At 35.0% G+C, this 24550-nt stretch carries 20 protein-coding genes; 8 read left to right on the top strand and 12 right to left on the bottom strand.

What is annotated here, in order from left to right:
* Window positions 1–16 precede the first annotated feature (16 nt).
* From AC51AA_RS07310 to AC51AA_RS07295, 4 genes are all read right to left on the bottom strand, one after another.
* Window positions 17–3016, bottom strand: coding sequence for a serine hydrolase domain-containing protein (locus tag AC51AA_RS07310; RefSeq protein WP_500705227.1), 3000 nt, complete (start codon window positions 3014–3016; stop codon window positions 17–19).
* A gap of 83 nt (window positions 3017–3099) precedes the next feature.
* Complete coding sequence (locus AC51AA_RS07305) at window positions 3100–4608, bottom strand: sodium:solute symporter (protein WP_500705225.1); 1509 nt, start codon at window positions 4606–4608, stop codon at window positions 3100–3102.
* Between the two features lie 65 nt (window positions 4609–4673).
* Window positions 4674–5873, bottom strand: a complete 1200-nt coding sequence (locus AC51AA_RS07300) for an exo-beta-N-acetylmuramidase NamZ family protein (RefSeq protein WP_500705224.1) — start codon at window positions 5871–5873, stop codon at window positions 4674–4676.
* Between the two features lie 145 nt (window positions 5874–6018).
* Window positions 6019–6441 carry a PepSY-like domain-containing protein gene (locus AC51AA_RS07295; RefSeq protein ID WP_500705222.1) on the bottom strand — a complete coding sequence of 141 codons (423 nt, stop codon included), beginning with the start codon at window positions 6439–6441 and terminating at the stop codon, window positions 6019–6021.
* 330 nt (window positions 6442–6771) lie between these two features.
* On the opposite strand from AC51AA_RS07295, the gene AC51AA_RS07290 reads away from it, so the two are divergent.
* The 5 genes from AC51AA_RS07290 to AC51AA_RS07270 all read left to right on the top strand — a co-directional run bounded on the left by AC51AA_RS07290 (window position 6772) and on the right by AC51AA_RS07270 (window position 10406).
* Window positions 6772–7362 carry a Crp/Fnr family transcriptional regulator gene (locus tag AC51AA_RS07290; protein WP_500705220.1) on the top strand — a complete coding sequence of 197 codons (591 nt, stop codon included), beginning with the start codon at window positions 6772–6774 and terminating at the stop codon, window positions 7360–7362.
* A 195-nt stretch (window positions 7363–7557) separates the two neighbouring features.
* Entirely contained in the window at window positions 7558–7851 is a 294-nt protein-coding gene (locus tag AC51AA_RS07285; protein ID WP_500705218.1) for a GNAT family N-acetyltransferase, read from the top strand.
* A 4-nt stretch (window positions 7852–7855) separates the two neighbouring features.
* The gene (locus AC51AA_RS07280) at window positions 7856–8731 is read left to right on the top strand and encodes a pirin family protein (RefSeq protein WP_500705216.1); all 876 of its coding nucleotides are present in this window, start codon (window positions 7856–7858) and stop codon (window positions 8729–8731) included.
* A 36-nt stretch (window positions 8732–8767) separates the two neighbouring features.
* A complete protein-coding gene (locus AC51AA_RS07275) occupies window positions 8768–9337 on the top strand; it encodes a YceI family protein (RefSeq protein ID WP_500705215.1) in 570 nt (189 codons plus the stop codon).
* Between the two features lie 484 nt (window positions 9338–9821).
* The gene (locus AC51AA_RS07270; protein WP_500705622.1) at window positions 9822–10406 is read left to right on the top strand and encodes a M15 family metallopeptidase; all 585 of its coding nucleotides are present in this window, start codon (window positions 9822–9824) and stop codon (window positions 10404–10406) included.
* On the opposite strand, the gene AC51AA_RS07265 is transcribed toward AC51AA_RS07270, so the two are convergent.
* From AC51AA_RS07265 to tsaD, 8 genes are all read right to left on the bottom strand, one after another.
* Window positions 10407–10973, bottom strand: a complete 567-nt coding sequence (locus AC51AA_RS07265; protein ID WP_500705213.1) for a hypothetical protein — start codon at window positions 10971–10973, stop codon at window positions 10407–10409.
* Between the two features lie 2 nt (window positions 10974–10975).
* On the bottom strand, window positions 10976–12157 hold the full coding sequence (locus AC51AA_RS07260; protein WP_500705211.1) for a THUMP-like domain-containing protein: 1182 nt from the start codon (window positions 12155–12157) through the stop codon (window positions 10976–10978).
* Between the two features lie 2 nt (window positions 12158–12159).
* On the bottom strand, window positions 12160–13251 hold the full coding sequence (locus AC51AA_RS07255; RefSeq protein WP_500705209.1) for an AI-2E family transporter: 1092 nt from the start codon (window positions 13249–13251) through the stop codon (window positions 12160–12162).
* 109 nt (window positions 13252–13360) lie between these two features.
* Window positions 13361–14311, bottom strand: coding sequence for a zinc metalloprotease (locus tag AC51AA_RS07250; RefSeq protein WP_500705207.1), 951 nt, complete (start codon window positions 14309–14311; stop codon window positions 13361–13363).
* A gap of 159 nt (window positions 14312–14470) precedes the next feature.
* Entirely contained in the window at window positions 14471–14965 is a 495-nt protein-coding gene (locus AC51AA_RS07245) for a TrmH family RNA methyltransferase (RefSeq protein ID WP_500705206.1), read from the bottom strand.
* A 10-nt stretch (window positions 14966–14975) separates the two neighbouring features.
* Window positions 14976–15614 (bottom strand): DUF4159 domain-containing protein, encoded by a 639-nt coding sequence (locus tag AC51AA_RS07240; protein ID WP_500705203.1) that lies wholly within the window; start codon window positions 15612–15614, stop codon window positions 14976–14978.
* A 17-nt stretch (window positions 15615–15631) separates the two neighbouring features.
* Window positions 15632–16345, bottom strand: a complete 714-nt coding sequence (locus AC51AA_RS07235; protein ID WP_500705201.1) for a 16S rRNA (uracil(1498)-N(3))-methyltransferase — start codon at window positions 16343–16345, stop codon at window positions 15632–15634.
* A 3-nt stretch (window positions 16346–16348) separates the two neighbouring features.
* Window positions 16349–17371 (bottom strand): tRNA (adenosine(37)-N6)-threonylcarbamoyltransferase complex transferase subunit TsaD, encoded by a 1023-nt coding sequence (tsaD, locus tag AC51AA_RS07230; RefSeq protein ID WP_500705199.1) that lies wholly within the window; start codon window positions 17369–17371, stop codon window positions 16349–16351.
* 223 nt (window positions 17372–17594) lie between these two features.
* On the opposite strand from tsaD, the gene AC51AA_RS07225 reads away from it, so the two are divergent.
* The 3 genes from AC51AA_RS07225 to gap all read left to right on the top strand — a co-directional run bounded on the left by AC51AA_RS07225 (window position 17595) and on the right by gap (window position 24457).
* Entirely contained in the window at window positions 17595–22073 is a 4479-nt protein-coding gene (locus AC51AA_RS07225; RefSeq protein ID WP_500705621.1) for a translocation/assembly module TamB domain-containing protein, read from the top strand.
* A gap of 305 nt (window positions 22074–22378) precedes the next feature.
* Window positions 22379–23365, top strand: a complete 987-nt coding sequence (pfkA, locus tag AC51AA_RS07220) for a 6-phosphofructokinase (protein WP_500705197.1) — start codon at window positions 22379–22381, stop codon at window positions 23363–23365.
* Window positions 23366–23452: 87 nt separating this feature from the next.
* Window positions 23453–24457 carry a type I glyceraldehyde-3-phosphate dehydrogenase gene (gene gap / locus AC51AA_RS07215; RefSeq protein ID WP_500705195.1) on the top strand — a complete coding sequence of 335 codons (1005 nt, stop codon included), beginning with the start codon at window positions 23453–23455 and terminating at the stop codon, window positions 24455–24457.
* Window positions 24458–24550: the final 93 nt, after the last annotated feature.

The raw sequence follows: 24550 nt of genomic DNA, 5'->3' as shown, positions 1-24550 counted from the left end.
GAAATAGGAGGCCTTTTTATTTAATAATGGCGTCTTGAATTATTTGCTGGATATCTTCTCGAATTTTTCCTTTCAATAATTTATTTTCTTCATCAATGACAGATGGATACGTTCTATTGGATAAAAATACATAAACAATTTCTGTTTCTGGGTCTACCCAAGCAATGTTTCCTGTAAATCCTGTATGTCCAAAACTTGAGTTTGAAACACAGGTACATGTAGGACCATTTTTGGCGATTCTTTTGTCAAACCCCAATCCTCGTTGCACACCTTTATCACAGTAATAACAAGTGTTGAAAGCATCAAATGTTTGGGAAGAGAAGTATTGTTTATGACCGTAATTACCTTTTTGCAAAAATAATTGCATCATCTTGGCAACATCCATGGCATTTGAAAAAATTCCGGCATGACCAGCAACTCCGCCTTCCATAGCCGCTGCCATATCGTGTACATAGCCTTGGATGAGTTGGTATCTAAAGTAATTGTCAATTTCGGTAGGTGCAATGTCATTCCTGTTGAAATGGTTTAAAGGATTGTAAAGGGTATTGTTCATGCCCAATGTGCTGAAAAAATTTTGCTGGCTAAGATCCTCTAATTTTTTATGCGTTTTTAGTTCCAAGTATTCTTTTATAATCATAAAGGTCAAATCACTATAGCGATATTCTTTTTTAATAGATAAGGGACTTTGGGCAATAATTTTCATAATGCTATCGTGATAGTCATTTCTAATAAAAAGGCTGTCCGCTACTTTGGTGGAAAATGGGGGCTGGGCTATTTTTCGATAATATCTAGAAGATGGTTTTCCTTGACTATCTAAGGTTGCTTTGTAAAAGGGAATCCAAGCTTGAAGCCCGGCATAATGGCTTAGTAAATCCTTGAGAATAATGCTCCCTTTAGTGGTATTAGCAAACAACGGGACCATATCTTTTAATGGAGTATCGAGGTTTACTTGATTTTGATCATACAATTGCATTAGGTTGGGCAAGGTCGAAATCATTTTGGAAAGCGAGGCTACATCATATAGTGTTGAATTCGTTACTTTTGGACTCGTATCGTAGGTTTGAAAACCATAGGATTTCTGGAAAATAACACGGCCTTTTCGGGCTACAAGAACTTGTAAACCGGGAGTCATTTTAGCGGTTATCGCTTTTTGTGCTATGACATCTATTTTGGATAAAATAGTAGGATTCATGTCTACATTTTCTGCTGAAGTAAAACCTAAACGGTTCAGTTTTTCAGTAGATAAACCATCATTGACTTTAAAGGCACTATGAATAGATACGGGTAGTTTTCCCTTGGATTGGATGGCTCCAAATACTAATTCCGCGGAAACGATCTGACTGATGGCAGAGTTTTGATAAGAAACCACTAAGGCTTCAATGTCATCAAAATTTGGGATTGGTAGCAGCACATAGGGTTTTGCGAACACATCCAAAATTACTTTATTGTGTTTGGCGATTTCTTGTAACCACAGCAATTCAGTATTGGTAAAATCTTGTTCCTCCCAGGCTTTGTTTACTTTGTGGAAACCAATAATTACCGTGTTGTACTTTCTTAATTCCTGGTTGAGACTGTCTATATTGGTGTTGGCTACTTCTGTTACTTCCATATACTTTTTTAAGGTACTGACAAAAGCACTGTTGTGATCATCACCTAGTTTCACATAAGCGATCTTCTGATTTAAATTTTTGATAGGCAGTATTTCCTGATCATTTTTTAGAACGGTAAGGGCATTTTCATACAATTGATAGTGTAAAGCATCATTTTGGGATGGATTTAAATCCTGGTAGAGGTTGACCAAATCAATAGCTTTGGAGTGGTTCAGGCCTGCTTTAAATTTATAATGCAGTATTTTTTTGACTGAATGGGTTAAGCGTTGCTCGCTAATAATACCTTCATTGTAGGCCGTTTCGAATTTCTGGAGCGCTAGGGGGACATTTTCGGGGCAAAGTAAAATGTCATTTCCAGCTAGAAATACCGCTAGTTCTAGATCGCCAGGGGATCTGAAATTACTTGCCGCTTTCATTGCTAAACCATCTGTGAAGATCAAACCGTCAAAGCCTAATTCTTTTTGAAGTAAATTGGTTACCACATTATAGGAAGCTGAAGAAGGATAGTTTTCTCTTGGTTCTAAACTAGGAATGTCAAGATGCGCTGTCATAACAGCTGCTAAACCTTCATAGAATATTTTTTTGTAGGGATACAACTCGACCGACTCAAGTCTTTCTTTTGAGAAGGTAAGCATGGGTAAGGCGTGGTGCGAGTCTGTTGCGGTATCTCCATGTCCAGGAAAATGTTTTCCCGTACTGAAAACACCCTGACTCTGTACTCCCTTCATCAAGGCAATGGCTTTGTTGCTTACATTGACTTTATCTTCACCAAAAGAGCGGTTGCCAATAATTGGGTTTTTAGGGTTGGTATTGATGTCAAGAACGGGAGCGAAATTAAAATGGATTCCCATGCGCTTGTCTTCATTGGCCATGTTTTTACCAAGCCTTTCAATCAAACTTAGGTCTTGAATGGCTCCTAAAGTCATGTTCCAAGGATAGGTATAGGTGGAATCTAAACGCATACTCAATCCCCATTCTGCATCCAGGCCGATGAATAAAGGAGTTTTAGCTTTGGACTGATACAGGTTGGTTAGTTTGGCTTGACGAACGGGGCCACCCTGAAAAAAAATAATTCCGCCTACTTTATAGTCTTCGATTAAGGCCGTGATTTGACGGACATGAACTGCATTTCTATTGGAGTAGGCGGGAATCATAAAGAGCTGACCTATTTTTTCTTGAAGCGACATTTTATTTAAAATGCTATCTACCCATACGGTTTCGCTGTCGGAATCTTTGAAAAAGGTTCTTCTTTCAGCTGGCGTTGGAATTTTAGTGGCTACTGTATCTTTGGATACAGGCACTTTTTTTGAATCCGTAATGCTGCTCCTTTTTTTAGTACTCCCACAATTGGTGATCATCAACAAAAGTGTGGTACAAAGGACAATCTTTATGAAGTAATCTTTCATATTATTATGTTTTGGACCATCGAATGCTACTGGTTTGTATAGCGTTCAATTGATGAATCAATAAGTACTGTTTTCATATTAACTTAAAAGCTTATTCTTTCACTGCTGTGCGAACTGCTGAGGTACAATCCTAAATAGGTTAGGAGTCCGTTGAGTAGAATTAATTCATTATCAAATACATATCCAGAGAATAATAGCGTCGAATTTTCATTGATTAAATAGGTAAAGAATGGAGATAATAGACAGATCAGAGGAACCAATTTATCCTTTACCTTTCTGGACTTTTGGAAGAGTCCAAAAGCATACAAGCCTAGTAAAGGACCATAGGTATAAGAAGCCACTTTGAATATCATACCCACCACAGAACTATCATTGATGGAATTGAAAACCAATATGACTAAAAAAATCAATGCAGAAAAACTAATATGAACCCAATGACGTAAACGCACGGTATTTTTTTTATGGTTATTCTCGGCTTTCTCCATGCCTAAAAAATCGACACAAAAGGAGGTTGTTAAGGCCGTTAATGCTGAATCGGTAGTGGCAAAAGTAGCTGCGATGATTCCCAATAAAAATACAATGGCTGGAATTGTTGCCAAATGATTTAGAGCGATTTCAGGAAATAGTAAATCAGTTCTGGGTTTCCCAGTCACCAAATCAAGAGGAACAGCAATTCCATTTTTATTGGCGTAGATATATAACAAAGCGCCAACACTTAAAAAGAAGATGTTGATCACCACAAAGATGCCCGTGAAGGTAAACATATTTTTTTGCGCCTCGCCTATATTTTTACAACTGAGATTCTTTTGCATTAAATCTTGGTCAAGTCCTGTCATGGCTATAGTAACAAACATTCCGCCCAGTATTTGTTTGATGAAATGAAATTTACTTCCCATAAAATCATCAAAGAAAAATATTTTAGAATAATGGCTATTTTTGACTTCTTCAAAAGCTCCAATGGCACTTAAATCCATACGGTCACAGATAAAATAGATGGTCAAGAAAACCGATGTAACTAGGAAAAAAGTCTGTAAGGTATCGGTGATTATAATGGTTTTGAGCCCACCTCTATAGGTATATGAAAAAATAAGAAGTAGCGAGATTAAAACGGTACAGGCAAATGGAATGTGATAATAATCAAATACAAAACGCTGTAATACAATAACCACTAAATAGAGCCTAAATGCCGAGCTTATGGTTCTACTAATTAAGAAGATGGAGGCGGCTGTTTTGTAGCTATAAAAACCCATTCTTTGTTCTATATACCCATAAATAGAAGTGAGGTTCATTCGATAATACAGCGGTAATAATAGTTTGGTAATCACGATAAAGCCGATAGCATTACCCAATACAAACTGAAAATATTTGAATTGTTCACCACTGGGAGCTCCCACTTCTCCTGGGACCGATATAAAAGTAACACCAGAGAGTGCTGTTCCTATCATGCCAAAAGCAACCAAATACCATTTAGAGTTTTTATTGGCGGTGAAAAAAGCATCGTTGCTCCCATCTTTCTTACTGACGTGATGTGAGATATAGAATAAGGTTCCGAAGTAAATGATGATAAGGAGGAGAATGGCGCTTGGTGTCATTTTAGATCTTTAGTGTTTTTTTCTTAGTGCGTTATCGAGGGTGTAACACCATCATAAAGTGGTGTTTAATAGAGTAGATACTTGATTCTCGTTTTTTTAAACAACAGTAAATCCTTCTGCCAACTCTTTCTTATTTGATCTTCTGAAATTCCGCTTTCAATCTGCTGTTGTAATTTCTTTGTTCCCGCTAGTTTTGTGAAAAAAGGATTAAAGAATTTCGTTTTATCGGGAGTATTTTGATAGGCTTTAATGAGCCATTTTAGTTCTAATTGATTTAGTTTAGGATAGGTGGTTAAATCTTCACCATAACACTCTTTTCCATTATAGAGTGGGTCTTTAGCTCCAAAATTAGGTTTTGGTGTAAAACTATAACTGGTTTTGGGTAAGTAAGGAGATCCATATATTTGGAATTGTTTTTCAGTCCCGCGACCGACACTTATATTGGTCCCTTCAAAGAGACACAAACTAGCATATAGGTTTATAGCTTGATCGTTGGGTAAATTAGGAGAGGGTTTAACTGCTAAGGTATAGTCCATTTTTCGATTGTAGTCGATACAAGGAATGACTGTTAACTTGCATTGAATTTGGTTTTTAAGCCATTTTTCCCCATTAATCATTCGTGCATATTCCCCGATGGTCATGCCGTGGAGCAGCGCAATAGGATGCATGCCCACAAAACTTGTATACTGTTTTTCTAAAACGGGTCCATCTACAATTCGGCCGTTGGGATTGGGCCTGTCCAGAACGATCAGTGGAATTCCGTTTTCAGCACAACTTTCCATGAGATAGTGCAAAGAAGAAATATAGGTGTAGAAGCGCGCTCCCACATCTTGTAAATCAAATAGCATAACATCAATTCCGACTAATTGTGCTGCTTTTGGTTTTTTATTGTCCCCATAAAGAGAGATAATAGCCAGACCTGTTTTTGGATCTTTTCCATCGAGTACCTCTTCACCGGCATCGGCTGTCCCTCTAAAGCCATGTTCGGGTGCAAAAATAGTTTGAATCGTAATGTTTTTCTCCAATAAGAAATCCACCAGATGTGTTTTATTAGACAATACTCCTGTTTGATTGGTAACGATTCCTACTTTTTTACCCTTTAATAAAGGCAGGTATTTGGTGTAATTATCAGCTCCAGTCTTAATGTTAACGCTGTTATTTTTGAGGGGATTACTTTTTATAACTGTCTGAAATGAACTGGAATAAGATGGGGTATAAATCATAGAGGCTATAATGAGCACACTTTTGGTTATGAATCGGATCATTTTAAATTACAGTTTACGAGTTAGAAGGTTCAAATTAATGAAATAAAGTTACCGAATATTATTGGATTGGTTGTATTGGGTTGTAGTTGGTCTAAACAAAATTTTAAACGGAGTTGTTTTATGGGGTCAACGGAATGGATTTGTTTTACCAGCTGTTTCTATAGACTCCTTTTTTAGTAAAACTTAACGTTTTGGTGGCAATTCGTACTTCGAAAGTGACGACGCCTTGAGCATCCGATATTCTTGCGACACTTTTTATTTTTTTGTAACGGTAGTTTTTTTTGATATAGGTTAAAGCGGTAGCAGGTAGCTGTTTTAGGGTGATAGCGGTTGCTGTTTTTAAGACATTACCATTTGGATCTAAAACCATTGTTTGTGCTGTATTTTTAACGATATAATGGACTTTATAAAACTCTTTTTCTTTTTCCCATTGTACATTAGTCAAGTCTGGATAACTTATTAGAAAAGTGGATTTAACAATATTGGGAACGTCTTTCTCATCTATAGTTTGTGCCAAAACAAAGGAAGAAAAAAGGAATGCAAAGAGGCTAATGATTACATTTTTCATGAGTTCTAGTTTTTAAGGTTGAACTAAAAATAGAATACAAAATTGAGAAGTAATACGGTTAGAAGGTTGTGTTTTTAATATATAATGCTAAACAATTGTGAATCAATAGCTAAAATACGGCTTATTTTATGTTTAACGATTAAAAAGTTAGCTTTTTTTTGAATGAAAAACCTAGTAAAAAAGCAATAAAATGAAAAAAAAAGAGTTCAATTGTTCTAAGCTAAGAGGAAACGATCTGCTTTTTTTGAAGGGCAAAAAAACTTTTTTTCTTGGTCAGAATTTTAGTTTATTTTACGTAAATTCATCACATCAATAAATCTCCTAATACCAATGCTTGAGCAATTTAAAACACATCTACTGAGTAATATGGGCCTATCAGAAGAGCAGTATTGTGAAATGGAGCATTTGGTGTATTCTCTTAAAGTGAAAAAAGGAACCGTTTTATTGAAAGAAAATCAAATTTGCGATCGAGCATTTTTTGTCTGCAAAGGCTTATTGAGATCGTATACAATAGATGAGATGGGAAAGGATCACATTCTTCAGTTTGCATCAGAGAATTGGTGGATTGCTGATCGCAGTAGTTTTTATTTTGATGAACCCTCTGATTTATTTATCGATGTCATTGAAGACGCGGAGATCGTCTATGTGCAGAAGGAATTCCTAAGAAGAGCAGAAGTGGTTTCCGAGGAATTCACTTATTTCAATACCCTTGCCTTGCACAAAAACATTAGGCAGATGCAACAAAGAATAAATTATCTCTTAGCCGCTTCGGCTGAAAAAAAATATTTGGATTTTATAGAAACCCATCGTGAAATCACTTTTAGACTCCCCCTTCAAATGATAGCTTCCTACCTAGGTATTACCCCAGAAAGTTTAAGTAGGGTGCGAAAAGAACTAGCTAGAAAAAACTTTAAACCATAAGTATAATCAAGATTACTGGGATATACTACTAGGTAAGGCTACTGCTAAATTTGGTTTGGAACAAGAACAATATACCCCCTTTGTATACGATACAGTAGGGTAAGGCTAAGCTTTGCTATTTTGTGAATTTCTTATCATAGATCAAGTAGTTCTTGTTTTATGGGTATTAACTTTATCCTACACAAATGAAGAATTATGGAATACACTGTTGTAAATAACGAAAAAGACAAACGTTTTGAAATTCATGTAGAAGGACATGTCGCCTTTGAGCAATACAAATTGTTCGAGGGAGGGATAGCTTACATCCATACCGAAGTTCCTCCAGAATTAGGAGGTAGAGGCATAGCGGCTTATATCGCTAAATATGTCTTGGATTATGCAGAAGAACATCATCTTAAAGTAAAACCCTATTGTCCGTATATAAAAGCATATATCGATAAACATCCAGAGTATCAAGCCAATTCCTTATTTCACAATAAAGAACAATAAGATCATGACAATAAAAAAAATTGAACGAGTATTAGCACCCCCACCCCCACATATGGTGGGTGATGGTTTTAGAGTACATAATTTTATTCCTTACGGTAAAGGAATGAGTATGGAGAGAATGAGTCCGTTTATCATGATGGATTACAATTCCAAGTTTTATTTTGCACCAACAAAAGAGTTAAGAGGGGTGGGGGTACATCCGCACAGAGGTTTTGAAACGGTTACCATTGCCTATAAAGGAAAAGTAGCACATCATGACAGCTCTGGAAATAGTGGGGTAATTGGAGAAGGCGATGTACAATGGATGACAGCAGCCTCAGGGATTTTACACAAAGAATACCACGAAGAGCAATTTAGTAGAGAAGGGGGGGATTTTCAAATGGTGCAACTTTGGGTAAACTTGCCGGCAAAAGATAAAATGTCAAAACCTAAATATCAAGGTATTGTAAATAGTGATATCAATAAATATGTGCTTTCTGATAACCAAGGTAGTATAGAAGTTATTGCGGGAGCTTATAACGGAACTCCTGGAGCGGCTACCACCTTTACGCCGGTGAATTTGTTCAATGCAAAACTCAACAAAGGGGCTACAGCCACTTTTAGTTTTCCGGCGATTCACAATGCGGCACTTTTAGTGATTGAGGGAAACATCAAGGTGAATGATAGTCAAAATGTGGCAGAGGATCATTTTTTGTTATTCGCCAATGAAGGTGAGGAATTTACAATTCAAGCAATTGAAAATTCAGTAGTGTTAATCTTGAGTGGAGAACCGATAAATGAGCCGATAGTAGCCCATGGTCCTTTTGTCATGAATACACAGGAAGAAATTACTCAGGCATTTGATGATGTCAATATGGGGAAATTTGGATATTTAGAATGAACAGTAGAAAAGGATTATTCATTTAAATCAATACAGATGAAAAAGTTTATAATTGTATTTTTAGTAATGGCTTTACCTGCAGTGGGTATTGGTCAAAATTGGAAAAGTGATCGTGCGCATTCCAGATTGAGTTTTACAATAAGACATATGTTAATTTCAGATGTCACGGGTATTTTTAAAACTTTTGACATCAATATGAAAGCAAAAAAAGCAGATTTTAGCGATGCCACTATTGAATTTAAAGCGGATGTTAGTTCCATAGATACGGAAGAGAATACTCGGGATAAAAACTTAAGAGGGGGTGATTTTTTTGAAGTGGATAAGTATCCTAATATGCAATTCAAAAGTACTAGTATCAAGAAAGTGAGCAAAAATAATTATCTTGTAAAAGGGAATCTAACGCTGCATGGTGCGACCAAGCCCGTTACTTTAAATATGACCTATAGAGGAACCATTCTGAATCCTAAAACTAAAAAGAGTACAGCTGGATTTCAGATTACAGCAAAAGTCAACCGTTCCGATTTTGCTATTGGAGAATCTTTTCCATCGGGTATTATCGGAGATGAGGCTGCCATAACTGCAGATGCAGAAATGCAATTGCAATAAAAATTAATTAAAAAAAAGTAACGACTATCTACGATCTACTTAAACTAAGTCCTAGTGGGATGAAGAAAAAGTAGTAGGGTCGAACTAGTTGAGGCGTCTTTATTAAGATCATGCCGTTAAAAAGCCTGCAAAATTCAGATCTTGCAGGCTTTTTAATGCACACTAAAAGATAAAAATCACTTTTTTTCGTATAGGAATGACTAATTTGGGATTACTTTGCAGTTCGTTAACTTAAAAAGGGAAAAATGAGAAAGGATGAAATCCATTCATAAGGAAGACTGTAGAGGCTTGAATGGGTTATTATGATCACTGCGGCTGTGTGACTTGGGTTACGCTCTTTATCTTGCGTGAAAAAGGGAGAAAAGTATAAGATACTTTCTTTTTAAGCGTATATTTATTTTTTAAGTTTAGTATTTAACAAGCAATAGAATTACGCATGAAAAAACAGATCAATCCTTTATTTTTATTAGTCGCTCTTTTTTGGATGGTCCTTGCAACTGCCCAAAGAAATGATAATGTAGCTGACACTACCTTTGTAAATTTAAAGGACTATAGTAAAGATTTTATCTATGATATGAAATATGCTACCGAAGATAATTTTTTGAAAGCAAAAGTCTATGATTGCGCAGAATGTTTGTTGCGATATAAAACCGTTCGAGCCTTAATTGCAGCGAACGAAGATTTTCTGAAGAAAGGATATAGAATTAAATTATTTGATTGTTACAGACCTTTATCGATTCAGAAGAAAATGTGGGAGATCGTATCGAATCCCATATATGTTGCCGATCCAAAAAAAGGCTCCATCCACAATAGAGGAGGAGCCGTTGATATTTCGTTAGTGGATGAAAATGGAAAGGAACTCGAGATGGGAACTTCTTTTGATTACTTCGGTTTAGAAGCCAGTCATAGTTTCCCAATTCTTCCAAATAAAGTAAAATCCAATAGAAAGTTTCTTAAGAAAATAATGATAAAAAACGGTTTCAATTCCTTTGATTCAGAATGGTGGCATTACAATTTAAAGACTGGTTTGAACGATAAAGTATCCAACCAAAAATGGAATTGTGATTAACTATTCCACACATCTAATGTTTTCCATGAAATATGTATTGGGATGGTAGGTTTTAGTATTCATTTCCGATACCAATTCGCTTTTGACGATATAATCTTCTACATCAGTTAAGTATTTAATACGCATAATTTGTACAGGAGATTTTTTTAATTCCTCAAAATTATCTTTCATAAACATAAAAATTCCAGTGTTTATTCTATTGTCAAAACCTTTATCATCACGAAGAAGCGTTCCACAGTTTTCTTGGTCCATATGTAACATAGTCACTATCTTACCATTTTCCAATTGTAAAAAAACTTTGGAATTTTTGTCGAAACAATTGGCTTTTATGAAATCCTTACTTTTTGAGATCAGTTGTAAATTCAAGGTAGGTAAGCCATCGGTTTGTGCCAAAGAAAAGAAGATATAACTAAAGGTTTGACCGAAGTTTTTCTCACTAATTAGGTATTCGTTGGTTATTTTGTAAGTACCAATAGAATCGGTTACATTGGTGGAGTATTCACATGGTTTTTGTGCAAATGCTGAAAAGGTTAATAAGAATAAAGTTAGCGTAATTAGTTGTTTCATTTTTAAGATATTTTTGTGCAAATTAAAACTATTTTGTGATCATTTTTATCAGTTGTAAAAAAACAATAGAGATTACCTCCATTTTTTATTTTCCATTTCTTTCGAATGTTTTCTACGGTATCAGGAAAATTTCGGGTAGTTATGTTGGCCTGCCCATTAGCGAAGGCTGTTTTCATCTCATTCTTGTTGTATGGGATTGTCTTTTCAATTGCAAATACGCGTCCAGGAAAGTCGATTAAGTCTTCTGAGGTATAGAGATGTGAATGTTTATGAAGTTTGTTTATATGAAAGTGTGTGCTAACTTGATCAAAACCACCAGACTTCATAATGGACGAATTAGGTTCGTACAGATATTTTTGAGGTATATCATACGAAGGAGATTCTTTTTCTTGATCCAAAATAAATTCAAAAGTTTCTATTTTGTCTTTTAAAATATTGGCTGTTTTTATAGTAATGGCCCCTGAATACTGATTGTGAATTTCAAAAAGTAGTTCTTTAACTTCGTTTTCAAGTGCTATGATATGGATGTTTTTCACGAATTTTAATTCCGATAGAGCTGCAGAAATGTCTAGTAAGGGAGCGGTCTTAATTAAAATGGAATCCGCTTTTTCAAAGTAAAAATCCAAAGAGTCCGGAACATTTGGTAAACAATCTTTGAGCATAAAAACTTTACCCTTAGCATCATTTCTTCGGGAAGGATCAATATAAATCCAATCCCATTTGAGATCTGATTCCTTTAATGTGTGAGCTGAATCACCGGCATAACAAAAACAATTCTTCACACCCAATTGCTGAAAATTATGTTGGACGATACCCGATAAATCTTCGTTTATTTCGCAATGAGCAACGACTTTAAATTTTTGGGAAAAGTAGTAATCGTCTACTCCAAAGCCTCCAGTGAGATCAATTAGTGTTTTTCCTGAAATTAAAGAAGCTTTATAAGCAGCTGTTTTTTCAGATGAGGTTTGTTCAACGGAAATTTTACTTGGATAAAGGATGTTCTCTGTCGAAAACCAAGTAGGTAATTTGTCCTTTGCTTTGGTCTTAGCTTCAATTTGATTTAAAATTAAAATCCAATCTATGGTGGGAAATGGATTTTTCTGAAGCGCTAATTTGGCAATTGCAGCACCGCTATTTTGAGTTATAAATTCTTGAATATCGGGACTTAAAAGAGAGGTGTTCAATGTTAAATTCTTTCGGTTAATACGGAGACAATTTTATTGTTAGGAAAAAATTCTTTTAAAATCACTTTGAGCATTGTGAAAACAGGAATGGCAACAATCATTCCGGCGATTCCAAAAGTGATCCCACTAATTATAGTAATCAGGAATATTTCTAACGGGTGCGAATTTACACTTTTTGATGAAATTATAGGCTGGCTAATGTTGTTATCAATAGCCTGAACCAGAAGAAATCCGATAATTATATAAATGGTTTTTGGTAAAATTTCAGATTGAAAGTCGTGACCAATTAAGCTAATCATAGTTAAAATACCCGCTAATACCGTTCCGATTATAGGACCGATATAGGGAATAACATTCAAAATAGCACACAAGAAAGCAATGACAAAAGCATTTTTATTTCCAAAAATGACCAGTACAATTAAATAGAGTATAAAAACAACAGTTAATTGAAGTAGTAAGCCAATGAAGTAGCGCGTTAATAAATGGTTGATTTTCGTAATGGAGTTTAGAATTTTGTCTTCGTTAGTGTCAGGAAGTATTTTTTGGGCTGTAACTTTAAATATTTCTTGATCCTTGATAAAGAAGAAAGTGATGAAAAACACTGAAACTAACCCCATTCCCATATCGGCCATAAAGTTGATGATGGAGTTGATAAAACCTGTGAAGTAACTAAAATCTAACATGGAAGTTACTTTTGATTCTTTAATGACTTTATTTAAATCTAGATGTTGAATATTGAAGTAGGTTTCTAAACTATGCTCCATTTCTATGAATTGCTTTTGAAGGGCTTGGGTATCTAGTAAAGATAAATTGTTAGCCTGGGAAATAATTAAGGGTACAAACAATAAGATAAAGCCAATCATCATCAATATAAAAAAGATGATGGTTGCCGTGGCGGCAAGTGAATTGCTGAATTTTAATTTATTCTTTAGAAACAGGACTACTGGATTAGCAATCAGGCATAATATTAGTGAAATACATAGGTAAACAATAACGGTTTGTATACGGTACAAAAAGTAAAGAATAAGGCACACAACTAAGATGGATGCAATAGATCTTAAAATTCCGTTGGAAATGACTTTAGATGATATCATGCTTGTAATTTAGATTATAAATATAGGAAAAAGCTTTTATAATTCAGTTGCAAACAAAAAAAAGCGAGATGAAAACATCTCGCTTTTAATATTTGGTTTTTAGTGTTTTTTAGATGCCAAAACCAGCTCTAGGTCCACCAGAAGTAAATATGGCGGCCATTCTGTCTTTTTGTCCTATTGAAAACATATACATACCTCTATCGTCTGTATAATCCATGTAGTTCATGGTCATTTCTACAGGTGTTCCTGGGCAAGTACTTAAATGTGGGTACGCTGGTACTCCATAATTTGCAGCGTTATGCGTTGGTGTATCTGCTACTTGATCGCTACCACAGGCTGCATCTCCCCAAATATGACGTAGGTTCATCCAGTGTCCTACCTCATGAGTCGCTGTTCTTCCTAAGTTATAAGGATAACTTCCAGATCCTGAAAGACCAAAGTATTTAGAATCGATAACTACTCCGTCTGTTGTTGATGCTCCTCCTGGAAATTGAGCGTATCCTAAAATTCCACCACCAATGGTGCAAGCCCATAAGTTTAATTTAGTAGTAGGTGATGTAGGATCTAAACCTCCTTGTTTGGTTTTCTTCATCGCATCTCTAGTTCCCCAAGACGATTTGGTCGTTGATTTTCTGTTGATTTTTTCTAAAACAAAGGTAATGCCCACATTGGCTTTAACTCCTGAGAATAAAGCTGGGACATCATTGTAGTCTGAATTTGTAGCATTAAAGTCGGCATTTAAAACATCGATTTGCGTTTGTATTTGCGCATCTGAAATGTTTTCAGCTGCAGTTCTGTACAATACATTAACAACTACAGGAATTTCGATTTTACCATTAACCAAACGATTGGTCAACATGCGATTGGTAGTAAAATCTTCAATTTCATTCATTCTGATCGCTAAGGTAGGGTCAGCTTTCAATTGTTCTTCAAATACTTCTTGAGTCGCACAACCGCGTCGAGCTACTGCGTTTGCGTCTGAATCGGATGATTCTGTCTGGTCATTTTGGCAAGAAAACAGTAATAGTGCTGTAACTGCGGAAAAAAGAACTTTTTTCATAATAATTTGGGTTTTTGTTATAAAATGGTTGTTTGGTTAAATATTAACGCAATTTTATAACAAAATTATTATGCTGCAAAATTTTATTTCAAATTAATTAGCAAAATTTTAACAAAGTCTTATGAAGTCTGGTTTTTATAAAAAGGAAGGCTGTATTTGTTAGGATGTAAATTCGTACAAAGCGATACTGGTAGCTTGTACAACATTCATACTACTGTTTTTTCCGAACATATTGATGTGAACTATTTGGTTCGAAATTTTTAAAAGTGGTTCTGAAATCCCATCAATTTCACTTCCAATCAAAAGGGCTATTTTTTTGTTTTCGGGAAGTAGAACCTCCTTTAAAGGTTTGCTGTTGCTTGCGATTTCTAAAGCAATAATTTCAAAGTCATTTTCAAGTAAGTAGTCCACTAACTCGACTGTTTCCTCTATAACGCTATGGGCTACATGAAGATGCGTACTTCTGGAAGTTTTATTGATTTTACGTGGTGTGAGCGGGATATCTTTGCCTAGAAAAATAATATTTTCAACTCCAAATGCTTCTGCAATTCTAAAAAGTGAGCCAATATTCTGTTGAAAATAAATATGGTCACAAACGATTGTTATGGGAAACGTTTTTCTCTCAAATTGATTTTCCTGGTGAGTAAGTTGCACTTTTGTAAATTTAGTTGGTAAAAATATAATTGATAATGTTAGCGCCCATTTTTAAGGCCTTATCTCTAACTTCTTTGGGATCATTATGTACTTCAGGATCTTCCCATCCATCACCTAAATCAGATTCATAGGTATACAATAAAACCAATTTGTTTTCAATAAAAATGCCAAAGGCTTGTGCGCGCGTTCCGTCATGTTCATGGATTTTAGGTAATCCATTAGGGAAAGGAAAAGGCTTTTGAAATAAAGGATGATTGGCCGGAAGTTCGACCAAAGTATTGTTGGGGAATAGTTTTTTGATTTCTTTTCGGATGTATTGATCCATTCCGTAATTATCATCAATATGAAGAAAGCCCCCACCGTTTAAATAATTTCGAAGATTGCTTATATCCGCATCACTGAAAACGACATTTCCGTGTCCTGTCATGTGAACAAAAGGATAGGAAAGTAAATCAGGATTGCTGGGTTCAACCGTTGAGGGTTTTGCTTTTATTTTGGTATTGATGTTAGCATTGCAAAACTTAATTAAGTTGGGTAGGGAGGTAGGATTGGCATACCAATCCCCACCACCGCTGTATTTTAATAAAGCAATCTCCTGCGAAAAGGAAGAAATTGAACTTAATAAAAACAAAATAAAAAGTTTTTTCATACTGATTTAGGCATCAATTAATTTGAATTTTCATTGAAGAAAACAACACTATGACAGGCTACTATGGCTGCGGTTTCCGTTCTCAAACGTGTATTTCCTAAGGCTACAGGCTGGTAATTGTTTTCTAATGCCAATGCAATTTCTTTTTCAGAAAAATCACCCTCAGGACCAATCAAGATGGTTACATTTTGGTTGGGTTTCAGAATTTCTTTCAGTGTTTTTTTATCGGTTTCTTCGCAATGCGCAATTAATTGCAGGCCTTCATTTTGCTGTTTGATGAATTCTTTAAACGATATAGCCTCATTTAATTTGGGCAAATACGTTTCATTGGATTGTTTCATTGCCGATAGAATGATTTTTTCAAATCGCTCTAAATTGACTACTTTTCGTTCCGAACGATCACAAAATACAGGCGTGATTTCTCCAATACCAATTTCGGTAGCCTTTTCTAAAAACCATTCAAAACGATCATTCATTTTAGTAGGAGCCACAGCTAGATGCAAATGAAATTTTGGTTTTTCAGCCGCTGTGATCGAAAGTACTTGAACCATACATTTGTTATCAGAAGCTAAGGTGATTTGAGTTTCAAACAATAGCCCTGCGCCATTGGTAACGTGTAAGATATCGGAATCTTTTTTGCGTAAGACCTTAATAATATGTCGACTTTCTTCTTTGTCAAAAGAAAAAGCTTCGGTAGTTTGGTCGATATCTGGATTATAAAATAATTGCATAGTTTAAAATTGGATTCGCGCTTTTGAAACTACTTCTGAAGTTTCAAAACGGCTTGATAAATATTTTTGATATCCCACAATTCCTATCATTGCGGCGTTATCGGTTGTGTATTCAAATTTGGGCACAAAGGTTTTCCAACCGTATTTGCCTTCACTTTCTTTGAGACGGTTTCTGATGCCTGAATTAGCAGAGACACCACCGCCAATGGCAATTTGCTTAATTCCTGTTTCTTTTACCGCTAGTTTCAATTTATCCATCAAAATTTCAATAATAGTATATTGAATAGAAGCACAAATATCATTTAGGTTTTCTTCGATGAAATTGGGGTTCTCTATTTTTTTCTTCTGAATGAAGTATAAAATTGCGGTTTTTAATCCAGAGAAACTAAAATTTAGTCCCGGAACTTTTGGTTTTGTAAAAGCGAAAGCCTTTGGGTTTCCCTCTTGGGCGTATTTATCCACTAGGGGACCACCTGGATAAGGAAGGCCAAGAATTTTGGCGCTTTTATCAAAAGCTTCTCCAACAGCATCATCGGTGGTTTCGCCTATAATTTCCATATCAAAGAAACCATTTACTTTTACGATTTGGGTATGGCCACCGCTAATGGTAAGCGCTAAGAACGGAAATTCTGGTTTGTCGAAACCCTCTTCATCTATGAAATGGGCTAGTATATGCGCATGCATATGATTAACAGCTATTAAGGGTACTTTTAAAGCCAGTGCTAATGATTTACTAAAAGAACTCCCTACTAATAAAGATCCCATTAAACCAGGTCCTTGTGTAAAGGCAATGGCAGTTAGTTGTTCTTTTTGTATATTTGCTTTACGAAGTGCTGCATCAATTACGGGAACAATGTTTTGTTGATGTGCTCTAGAGGCTAATTCTGGAACAACACCACCATATTGATTGTGAATTAACTGGTTGGCAACAACATTTGAGAGTACTTTATCGTTATGTAAAACTGCAGCGGCAGTATCATCGCAAGAACTTTCGATGGCAAGAATAAAAACCTCTGAATTTTGCATATAAAGGCACGAATTTTGAATTATATTTGACCAATCAATTTTTTTTTATTTGATGGAATAAAAGCCAAAATTAAAGAATTTTTATCAAAACAGTCGTTCTTTGTCTGTTCAAAATAAATTAAAAAAGAAAACTAAAATAAAAGCAGCTATCAGAAAAGTAAAGAAAATAGTATCTCGCACCCTTATTGGGTTAATTTTACTTTTGTTAGCCCTGGCTATCATTTTGTCTTTGCCGGCTGTGCAAACTAGAATTGCACGTGCTATTACCACCTCTCTTAACAAAGATTTTAAAACCGATATTACTATAGATAAAGTGGCGCTTAATATTTTTGGAGGTGCTAAACTTAAAAAAGTATTGATTTTAGACCATCATAAAAGAACCTTGATTTATGCCGATATCATTACCACGGATATTTTAAGTTTAAATCGATTAGTAGAAGGTGATTTAATTTTTGGTGATGTTCGGTTAACGGGTTTGATTTTTAATTTGAAAACCTATAAAAACGAAGACGAGAATAATATCAATAAGTTTATTAAGCGATTTGAGACAAGTCCTAAAAGGGCTAAATCGAGTAAGCACTTTTTATTAACGGCCAAAAATGGATATATCGCGGACGGTAATTTTTCTGTAGTAGATGAGAATAAAACAACACCAAAGTTTTTGGATTTTAAAAAATTAAACGCCTACATCAGTGACTTTAAATTGTATGGTCCAGATGTGAATACCACCATTCATAGGTTTTCTTTTTTAGACCATCGCGGGTTGTATGTTTCCAATTTTACGGGCAAGTTTAGCTATACTAAAAAGCAAATAAAAGTGGATAATTTGGCAATTAAAACCAAAAGATCTTGGATTTATGGTCAAGCCATCTTGAACTACAAAATTGAAGATTTTTTGCATTTTACCGATAAAGTAAAATTTAATGTCGCACTAGATTCTGCTTCAATTGCCTCAAATGATATTCGTTATTTTTATAATGAATTAGGCAAAAACCAGCATTTTAAAATCAAAACAAAAATCAGAGGGACTCTTAATGATCTTAATTTAAGACATCTTAAACTTAGCGATACCAATGGTTCTAAAATTGTAGGAACGCTTCATTTCAACAACCTTTTAGGAACTAAAGCCCAAAAATTTTCGATGGATGGAAAATTTGACAAATTAGTTTCCAGCTATGATAATATAGTGGTTTTATTGCCCAATATACTGGGTAAAAAACTCCCAAAAGAACTTCAGAAACTGGGAGGTTTTAATATCGTAGGGAAGACAAAAGTATCCACAACTGATTTAGAGGCCGACTTTAAAATGACTACGGCTCTAGGAAACGGTCAAGCAGTTTTGACGATGAACCATATCGATTTTATCGATAAAGCGGCCTATTCGGGGAATATTATCTTGGATAATTTTAATATTGGTGCGTTGTTGGATCGAAAGGATATGGGTAAAACCACTTTAAATTTAGATGTTGAGGGTGTTGGTTTTACAGAGAAGTATCTCAACACGGTGATAAAAGGGGATATATCAAAATTTGATTATAATCAGTATACCTATAATAATATAGTGGTCAATGGGAATTTTAAATTGCCTTATTATAAAGGACAGCTTTCTGTAAATGATCCCAATCTAAATTTAACCTTCGATGGTTTGGTTGATTTAAGTAAACGCGAAAGTAAGTATGATTTTCATATCAAAGTCGACAATGCTGATTTGCGAAAACTTAAATTTATAAACGATTCGATTTCTTCTTTTAAAGGGGATGCAATTGTGGCCGTTACAGGAAACTCGATTGAAAATCTTCAAGGAAAAGTCTATCTTAAAGATGCAGTGTATCAAAATCCAAAAGCGACTTATGCTTTTGATGAAGTGGCTATTAGTTCGAGTTTTGATGCTGATAGATTACGTACGATAACTGTGAATTCGACTGATGTAGTAGATGGAAAGATAGTAGGTAAATTTCAGTTCGCCCAATTGGATAAATTAGTGATGAATTCCGTCGGAAGTCTGTATACAAATTACAAGCCTTATAAGGTTAAAAAAGGGCAATTTTTGCGTTTCAATTTTCACGTCTATAATAAAGTAGTCGAGATGATGTATCCGGATATTAAAATTGATTCCAGTACAGTGGTGCGTGGTAAGATTGATTCCGATTTACAAGAATTCAAATTCGGTTTTAAGTCGCAACAGATTACCGCGGCTAAAAATACCTTTGACAATATCCGAGTGAGCATTGATAATAAAAATGCACTTTATAATGCGTATATCGAATTGGACAGTATTAAAACACCTTATTATAAGGTACGTGATTTTAGTTTGATTAATGTAACTTCAAAAGATACCTTGTTTGTGCGTTCTGAGTTTAAAGGAGGGAATCAAGGGGAGGATTACTTTAATCTGGATTTGTATCATACTATTGATAAAAATAAGAACAATATCGTAGGGATTAAGAAATCTGAAATGAAATTTAAAGACTATTTATGGTATTTAAATGAAGATGCGGATGATGAAAATCAGATTGTTTTTGATCAAAATTTCAAGAACTTTTCGTTTAATAATATCGTTTTGTCTCATGAAAATCAAAAGATTGATTTGAACGGAGTCATTAAAGGAAAAGATTATAAGGACATCGTCCTGAATTTTGAAGATGTAGACATTAATAAGGTGACCCCTTTGAATAATAAGTTTGTTTTTAATGGTAATTTGAACGGTAGTGTTAATTACAAACAAAACAAGAACACCTACCAGCCCACAGCTTCTATTGTTATTGATCATCTTAACTTGAATAATATTGATTTGGGAGACTTAAATTTTGATATCTCAGGAGATGAAAGTTTTAGAAAGTTCACTATTAACTCTTCGATACAAAATGGTTTTACGGAATCCTTTAGGGCTAATGGAACTTTTGCTGTGGAAAACAAAGAAACTTTTTTAGATCTGAATCTGAAATTAGCAGGCTTTAACCTGGCTACTTTAGGAACTGTTGGAGGAGATGTGTTGTCTAATATTAGGGGAACTGTTTCTGGAAATGCGGCTATAGTCGGCAATATGAATAAGCCCGAAGTAAACGGAAGATTATACGTAGAGAAAGCCGGAATGACCATTCCTTATTTGAATACGGATTATGAGTTGACCGATCGTACGGTTATTGATGTAACCAATGAAAAGTTCTTGTTTAGGAATAATCAATTGACAGACAGTAAGTACGGGACCAAAGGTTTGTTAAATGGAAGTATTGAACATCATAATTTTTCTAATTGGAAGTTGGATTTAACCATTGCTTCCAAGCGATTGCTGGCTCTTGATACTAAAGATAGTGAAGATGCAGCCTATTTTGGTACAGCATTCATTAATGGTACAGCCAGTATTAAAGGACCGACGGATAGGTTGTTTATCAAAGTTGATGCTAAATCAGAGAAAGGAACAGAAGTGAAAATCCCGATCAATAATGTACAAAGTGTTGGGGAGAGCAGTTGGATTCATTTTGTAACACCAAAAGAAAAATTCAATTTAGCCAATGGAATTGTAGATAAAAGTAGAAATTACAATGGTCTTGAATTAGAATTTGATTTTGATATTACCCCTGATGCTGAAGTGGAAGTAATTTTAGATCGTAATTCCGGACACGGGATGAAAGGGAAGGGATATGGATCTTTGTTGTTTAAAATCAATACGTTGGGTAAGTTTAATATGTGGGGAGATTTCCAGGCCTATGAAGGAACCTATAACTTTAAATATGGAGGTTTAATCGATAAAAAATTCGCGGTTAAAAAAGGAGGTTCCATTATTTGGGAGGGGAATCCAATGAGAGCGCAATTGAATTTGGAAGCCGTTTATAGAACCTCTGCTAATCCTGCTGTATTGCTGGAGAATTCTTCTTTCAATAAAAAGGTACCAGTGGAAGTGGTGATTGGTTTAAGGGGAGATTTAGCGAGTCCAGAGCCTAATTTTGATATTCAGTTTCCTTCGGTTAGTAATGTCTTAAAGTCAGAGATACAGTATAAATTAGACGATAAAGATGTTCGTCAGACACAAGCTTTGTATTTGTTATCTACGGGTTCTTTTATGAGTCCAGAAGGTTTTAATCAAAGTGATTTGTCAGGTACCTTTGCGGAAACAGCAGCTAGTTTGTTAGGAGGGATTATTAAATCGGATAATGATAAGTTTAATATCAATTTAAATTTTATTTCTGCAGACAAACGAATTGGGCAAGAAGCTGATGGACAATTTGTAGCGAATATTTCATCCCAGATTAATGAAAAGATATCCATTAATGGTAAGTTAGGAGTTCCTGTTGGAGGGGTGAATGAGTCTGCAATTGTGGGTGATATCGAGATATTGTATAGAGTTAATGAAGACGGTTCGATGAATCTACGTCTGTTTAATAAAGAAAATGATATTAATTATATCGGACAGGGAATTGGATATACCCAGGGAGTAGGTATTTCCTATGAGGTAGATTTTGATACCTTTAGTGAGTTGGTGAATAAGATTTTTAAGAATCATAAACTGGAAAGAGCCCTGAAGAGTTCGTCAGATGATTTACAAGATTCGTATATGAATCCGGATTACCTTAACTTTTCAAGTAAAAAGGAGTCGGAGAAGAAAAAGAAAAGAGCCAACAAAAAAGAAGAACAAAAGAAACCGCAACCACAGACGCAACCTCAAGGTAATGATCAAGGTTTGATACCTGATAATGATTATTAATGGATTGGGAGCAGTTGTATTAAAATGCAGCTGCTCAAGAGTATTTTCTTCAGGTGTTACGGGTAGATTTTTTAGGCTGTAGACACGTAGTGCTAAACTACCATTTTTGTAACACTTCATTTTAAGAATGTTATTTTTAAAGAGTAAATTAAAATAAGTAGCTTTTACTATTTTAAATGAAATTTTTCGTTTATAAAAACTTATTAACGAAAACGTTTGAATTTAACATATTTTATTAATTTATTATAAATTCAACCCGTAAATTGGTGAATGTTTGCTAGTTTTACACTTTTAATACTTAAATAATGCCAAAAACAATAAAAAAAGTTGGTGTTCTGACATCAGGAGGAGATTCTCCTGGAATGAATGCCGCAATACGATCAGTTGTTCGAACGTGTGCTTATCATAATATAGAGTGCATAGGAATTTATAGAGGGTATCAAGGGATGATCGAAGGCGATTTCAAAGAAATGGGACCTCGATCTGTAAATAATATTGTAAACAAAGGAGGAACGATTTTAAAGTCGGCTCGCTCAACTGAGTTTAGAACCCCAGAAGGTAGAAAAAAAGCACATGAGAATCTTGTGAAGGCAGGAGTGGATGCTCTTGTTGTAATAGGTGGAGATGGAAGTTTTACCGGAGGATTAATTTTTAATAATGAATATGGTTTTCCAGTAATGGGAATTCCGGGTACAATTGATAATGATATTTTTGGAACTAGTCATACCTTAGGATATGATACAGCTCTGAATACTGTTGTAGATTGTATTGATAAAATTAGAGATACAGCAAGTTCACATAACCGATTGTTTTTCGTAGAGGTTATGGGAAGAGATGCTGGACATATTGCTCTTAATGCTGGAATTGGAGCTGGTGCCGAAGAAATTCTTATTCCTGAAGAAGATTTAGGATTAGATAGGTTACTAGATTCACTTCAAAAAAGTAAAGCCTCAGGAAAATCATCTAGTATAGTGGTGATTGCTGAGGGAGATAAAATTGGTAAAAACGTATTCGAACTAAAAGATTACGTGGAAGCTAACTTACCAGAGTATGACGTTAGAGTATCTGTTTTAGGACATATGCAACGTGGTGGTTCTCCTTCTTGTTTTGATCGTGTTTTAGCTAGCCGTTTAGGGGTTAAAGCGGTAGAATCATTGATTGAAGGTAAATCAAATTATATGGTAGGTTTACAGGCTGACAAAGTGGTTTTAACTCCGTTAGAACAAGCTATTAAAGGTAAGTCTGAGATTGATAGAGAGTTGTTGAGAGTCTCTGATATCATGTCAACATAAAATACAAGATTAAAAGAAAAGAAGTTTATTGTGAGGAAATTAGACTTTAAAATAGTGTAATAAAAACAAAAGCAAAAATTAAGTAAAATGTCAAAAGTAAAATTAGGAATAAACGGATTTGGACGTATTGGAAGAATCGTTTTTAGAGAAACTTTCAATAGAGATAATGTAGAGGTAGTAGCAATCAACGATTTGTTAGATGTAGATCACTTAGCTTACTTATTGAAATATGATTCAGTTCACGGTCGTTTCGACGGTACTGTAGAAGTAAAAGAAGGAAAACTTTATGTAAACGGAAGAAACATTCGTATCACTGCTGAGAGAAATCCAGCTGATTTGAAATGGAACGAAGTTGATGTTGATGTAGTTGCTGAATGTACTGGTATTTTTACTACTATTGAAACTGCTAATGAGCATATCAAAGGTGGTGCTAAAAAAGTGATCATCTCTGCTCCATCTGCAGATGCTCCAATGTTTGTAATGGGGGTAAACCATGAAACTGCAAAAGCTTCTGATCTTGTTGTTTCTAATGCTTCTTGTACAACTAACTGTTTAGCTCCTTTAGCTAAAGTTATTCATGATAATTTCGAAATTGTTGAAGGTTTAATGACTACTGTTCACGCAACAACTTCAACTCAAATGACTGCTGATGGTCCTTCTAGAAAAGACTGGAGAGGTGGACGTGCTGCTAGCATCAACATCATTCCTTCTGGAACAGGGGCTGCTAAAGCGGTTGGAAAAGTAATTCCTGCTTTGAATGGAAAATTAACGGGAATGTCTTTCCGTGTACCTACTGCTGACGTTTCTGTTGTAGATTTAACTGTAAAACTTGCTAAAGAAACTACTTACGAGGAGATCATGGCTGTTTTGAAAACGGCTTCTGAAACTACAATGAAAGGGATCTTAGGATATACTGAAGATGCTGTTGTATCTCAAGATTTTATTTCTGATAAAAGAACTTCTATCGTTGATGCTACTGCAGGAATTGGATTGAATTCAACTTTCTTTAAATTAGTGTCTTGGTACGATAATGAGTACGGATACTCTAGTAAATTGATTGATTTATCTGTGCATATCGCAGGTTTAAAATAATAACATAGCATGCTGCAAAATCCCGTTATTTCATAGTAACGGGATTTTGTTATTTTGTTGCGTCTTTAATTAATGTAAAGAATACACTTTTGT

It is taken from the genome of Flavobacterium sp. OHVDL-2026-0007, assembly GCF_059882335.1.
The sequence above is the reverse complement of the archived record's forward strand: the minus strand, read 5'-3'. Positions and strand labels throughout refer to the sequence as shown.

What these genes read in the sequence shown, in the direction of transcription:
- AC51AA_RS07270 (WP_500705622.1), top strand. Translation starts at nt 9,822, where the DNA reads ATGGTCCTTGCAACTGCCCAAAGAAATGATAATGTAGCTGACACTACC.
- AC51AA_RS07310 (WP_500705227.1), bottom strand. Translation starts at nt 3,016, where the DNA reads ATGAAAGATTACTTCATAAAGATTGTCCTTTGTACCACACTTTTGTTG.
- AC51AA_RS07265 (WP_500705213.1), bottom strand. Translation starts at nt 10,973, where the DNA reads ATGAAACAACTAATTACGCTAACTTTATTCTTATTAACCTTTTCAGCA.
- AC51AA_RS07235 (WP_500705201.1), bottom strand. Translation starts at nt 16,345, where the DNA reads ATGCAATTATTTTATAATCCAGATATCGACCAAACTACCGAAGCTTTT.
- gap (WP_500705195.1), top strand. Translation starts at nt 23,453, where the DNA reads ATGTCAAAAGTAAAATTAGGAATAAACGGATTTGGACGTATTGGAAGA.
- tsaD (WP_500705199.1), bottom strand. Translation starts at nt 17,371, where the DNA reads ATGCAAAATTCAGAGGTTTTTATTCTTGCCATCGAAAGTTCTTGCGAT.
- AC51AA_RS07305 (WP_500705225.1), bottom strand. Translation starts at nt 4,608, where the DNA reads ATGACACCAAGCGCCATTCTCCTCCTTATCATCATTTACTTCGGAACC.
- AC51AA_RS07300 (WP_500705224.1), bottom strand. Translation starts at nt 5,873, where the DNA reads ATGATCCGATTCATAACCAAAAGTGTGCTCATTATAGCCTCTATGATT.
- AC51AA_RS07240 (WP_500705203.1), bottom strand. Translation starts at nt 15,614, where the DNA reads ATGAAAAAACTTTTTATTTTGTTTTTATTAAGTTCAATTTCTTCCTTT.
- AC51AA_RS07255 (WP_500705209.1), bottom strand. Translation starts at nt 13,251, where the DNA reads ATGATATCATCTAAAGTCATTTCCAACGGAATTTTAAGATCTATTGCA.
- AC51AA_RS07290 (WP_500705220.1), top strand. Translation starts at nt 6,772, where the DNA reads ATGCTTGAGCAATTTAAAACACATCTACTGAGTAATATGGGCCTATCA.
- AC51AA_RS07295 (WP_500705222.1), bottom strand. Translation starts at nt 6,441, where the DNA reads ATGAAAAATGTAATCATTAGCCTCTTTGCATTCCTTTTTTCTTCCTTT.
- AC51AA_RS07280 (WP_500705216.1), top strand. Translation starts at nt 7,856, where the DNA reads ATGACAATAAAAAAAATTGAACGAGTATTAGCACCCCCACCCCCACAT.
- AC51AA_RS07250 (WP_500705207.1), bottom strand. Translation starts at nt 14,311, where the DNA reads ATGAAAAAAGTTCTTTTTTCCGCAGTTACAGCACTATTACTGTTTTCT.
- pfkA (WP_500705197.1), top strand. Translation starts at nt 22,379, where the DNA reads ATGCCAAAAACAATAAAAAAAGTTGGTGTTCTGACATCAGGAGGAGAT.
- AC51AA_RS07285 (WP_500705218.1), top strand. Translation starts at nt 7,558, where the DNA reads ATGGAATACACTGTTGTAAATAACGAAAAAGACAAACGTTTTGAAATT.
- AC51AA_RS07275 (WP_500705215.1), top strand. Translation starts at nt 8,768, where the DNA reads ATGAAAAAGTTTATAATTGTATTTTTAGTAATGGCTTTACCTGCAGTG.